Origin of the sequence: Terriglobus sp. ADX1 (assembly GCF_036877645.1) — a bacterium.
GTDB lineage: Bacteria > Acidobacteriota > Terriglobia > Terriglobales > Acidobacteriaceae > Terriglobus.
This window is the reverse complement of sequence record NZ_JAEDXV010000059.1, coordinates 1-3100: the sequence shown is the minus strand read 5'-3', so window position 1 is coordinate 3100 and position 3100 is coordinate 1. Positions and strand designations below refer to the sequence as shown.

Below are 3100 nucleotides of genomic sequence, written 5' to 3'. Positions count from 1 at the left end.
GCGCGTGAAGTTATCACTCTTTACCCGATAGATGTGGTGCTCATGGATTTGCGCATGCCCGGCGGAGGCTTGTCTCTGCTGGAGGAAGTACGTCGCGCGCGTCCCCGCACCGCCGTTGTCATCATGACGGCCTTTGCCACAGTGTCGTCAGCAGTAGAAGCCATGCGCATGGGCGCTACGGACTATCTCACCAAGCCGTTCGCCATGGACGAGCTCACCAGCGTTCTGGAACGTGCTGGACAGCGTCGAGCTTTTGAAATGGAAGGGCAACGCGTTCAGGGTAGTGTCCGCGCGCAGGCCGGATTTGGTAATCTCGTGGGCCGCTCGCCAGAGATGGAGAAGCTCTACCGCATCATCTCCAAGGTTGCCAATGCCAACCATCCGGTGCTCATCCTGGGGGAGAGCGGTTCTGGGAAAGAAACGGTCGCGCGCGCCATTCATGCCAGCGGCCCCCTGGCCACCCGCGGGTTCCACGTCCTTGAGTGCGGTCAGTTAGCGCCAGCGGTTCTGGAAAGTGAGCTCTTCGGCTTTACTCGTGGCGCCTATACCGGCTTTGATCGTTCGCAGGAACCCTTGCTCGCTGCGCCGGAAGGCGGCACGGTATTTCTTGATGGCATCAGCGAAATGCCATTGGAGCTGCAATCGCGCCTGATGCGTGTCTTGCAGGATCGGCAGATCACCCCTCCTGGTGGCGCACAGCCCATGCCGCTTACCATGCGAGTGCTTGCCGGTTCCAGCCGCGATCTGGCATCTCTCGTGGCGCAGGGGCAGTTCCGGAAAGATTTGTATTACCGGCTCAACGTCGTCAGCCTGCGCATTCCGCCTCTGCGGGAACGCCGCGAAGATATTTCACTTCTGCTGGAATATTTTCTGGGACGCATGCGTCGGGAACGCGCCACCACGTACCGTTTCTCGCCGGAAGCCATGGAAATTCTTTCTTCCTATGACTGGCCCGGCAACGTCCGCGAGTTGGAAAGTGCCATTGAACGTGCCTGCGCTCTTTCCAGTGGACCAGTTCTTTACATGGGCGATCTACCCACACAGATGCACCAGCGGCCGTTCCCCGACACCACTGCGGCGCTCACTCGTGTGGACGAACGCCTGTCACAACCTTCGGTTCCGGCTGCGGACCGTCCCTCGAATCCCATCGTCTCCATTGCGGAGCTCGAGCGGGAGGCAATCCTCCACACCATTCGCCAGCTCCACGGCGACAAACTGATGGCAGCAAAATTACTCGGTATTGGCAAAACAACGCTATATCGCAAACTCAAGGAATACGGCATCTCAGATATCTAGTCGGGCATCGACCGGAGAGCTTACTCCGGCGTGCACCGTTGCAGATGCCGCCAACCAATCTTGTTTTTTGTCGTACGGTTCGTGGCTGTTTAGGTTGTTCTGCTTTTTCTCTCTTCCCGATTTTCGTAAAACCGTCGAGATGTGAGGCGGAAATATGGAGAAGACAGTACTCATCGTTACCGCCATGGAGGGCGCCGAGAACCTGGCTCGCGCTATCTCTCGTGAAGCGGATGCAATCGTTGAAATCGCCAGGAGTCGGCGTGCCGCATTGGCGCGTCTGCGGCGCGGTCCAGTCACCGCGTTGTTGCTGGATTCCGCGTTGTCTGACGCGGAAGTGACCACCTCTGACATCGTGTGGCAGAACGCGGATGGAGCCGTGCCACTGGAAATCCCTCTCAACAGCCTTGGCGCCATGGGTGTCGTCCGGCTGCTGCAAAGTGTCCTCGAAGGTCGCCGGCAGGCAGAAACCGAAGGCCGTAAACAGGCCGCGGCAGCTGTCACGGAAGAGCTTCAGTCCACTCTCACCAGCCTCTTACTGGAAAGTGACCTGCTCTCACGAGACAAGGCGCTCACTCCAAATCTCGCAGAGAAGGCGCGCATAGTAAGGGAGCTTGCGGACACGCTCCGGGTGAGGCTTCGATCGGAGTGTCGAGATGCTCCGTCTGGCCTAGGCTCTGTCATGTTCCCGCGGGCGTCTGAATCGATGTACGTAAGATAGGGTGTCCCAGGTTTGCGGAAGCGAACCTGGGCCGCACGCCAGGCGTTCTCCCGACACCTCTGCTATGCTGCCCAAGGCATCTGCATCCGCGGGGCCATCGAAATCCCGTATTCGCAGACAAGCATTAAGGAGAACCACCCATGTCCGAACAGGCCCCAGTTACCATCACCGTCCGCCCCAACGGCCCGCTCCGCGTGGAAGGCCACATCCGCCTCATCGACGCCGACGGCGCTGAATGGGATCTCACCGGCAAGCCTGCCGTCTCCCTCTGCCGTTGCGGCGCCAGCGAAAAGCGCCCCTTCTGCGACGGAGCCCACAACCGCGTCGGCTTCCAGTGCATGACCTCGCCCGGTAACCTCACCGGCAAGTAACCCACAAACAGGAACAAGAAAATGCCCCGGAGCTGAGAGATCAGATCCGGGGCATTTCATTTTCTATACAACGCTTACTTCTCGGAGTACCACTTCTCCAGGTCGTCGTGCATTGACTTCAACGCGTCCACGTTCAGGTAAACCATGTGGCCGGCAGGGTAGTAGCCGTACTTCACGTTGCCAGTCCGCGACGGAGGCAGCATCATCTGAGCCAGGTCATGCTCCGTGCCAAAGAACGGAGTCGCCAGGTCATACCATCCATTCGCAGAGAACACACGCAGACTCGGGTTCTTACGCATCGCATCGGAAAGGTCGATCACGGTGTCCGGCTCTGCAGGAGCCTGTCCAGCGCCACCGCCGCCACGCATGCCCGACGGACGGTGATGCCAATCCCAGTTGCCACCCGGCGCGCGCAGGTCGTACGTGGTGTCAGGGTTGTACTTCAACTCCTTCTGCATGTACTCGTGGAACGCGCCCACGTAAGCACCAGAGATGCCTGTGTCCGACGGATCATAACCCGGCGTCTCACCCGCATCATCCGTGTCCGTACCTTCAAAGCGAGCATCGTAACGACCCAGCGTCAGGCCCTTATCGCGTAGCAACTCTTTACGGAAGCGCGAAGGATCAATGCGCAGCTTTACCTGCTTGCAATACGCAACAGAAAGTCCCGTGAACCCCGCCAGCTTCGTTGCCACTGCATCGAATTCAGCGGGCG

3 protein-coding genes and 1 pseudogene are annotated in these 3100 nt (G+C 59.2%); 3 read left to right on the top strand and 1 reads right to left on the bottom strand.

Annotated elements, in window-relative coordinates; translation table 11 throughout:
• The 3 genes from JAO32_RS19710 to JAO32_RS19700 form a co-directional block, all read left to right on the top strand.
• Window positions 1-1296: sigma-54-dependent transcriptional regulator (locus JAO32_RS19710; RefSeq protein WP_334243591.1), on the top strand; the 1296-nt coding region annotated here is incomplete at its 5' end.
• 154 nt (window positions 1297-1450) lie between these two features.
• Window positions 1451-2014: a hypothetical protein gene (locus JAO32_RS19705; protein WP_334243589.1), complete on the top strand. Its 564-nt coding sequence runs from the start codon at window positions 1451-1453 to the stop codon at window positions 2012-2014.
• A gap of 140 nt (window positions 2015-2154) precedes the next feature.
• A complete protein-coding gene (locus JAO32_RS19700; RefSeq protein ID WP_084214484.1) occupies window positions 2155-2385 on the top strand; it encodes a CDGSH iron-sulfur domain-containing protein in 231 nt (76 codons plus the stop codon).
• Between the two features lie 74 nt (window positions 2386-2459).
• Here JAO32_RS19700 and JAO32_RS19695 read toward each other — a convergent pair.
• A pseudogene (locus JAO32_RS19695) lies at window positions 2460-3100 on the bottom strand (peptidase S10); the annotation flags it as partial.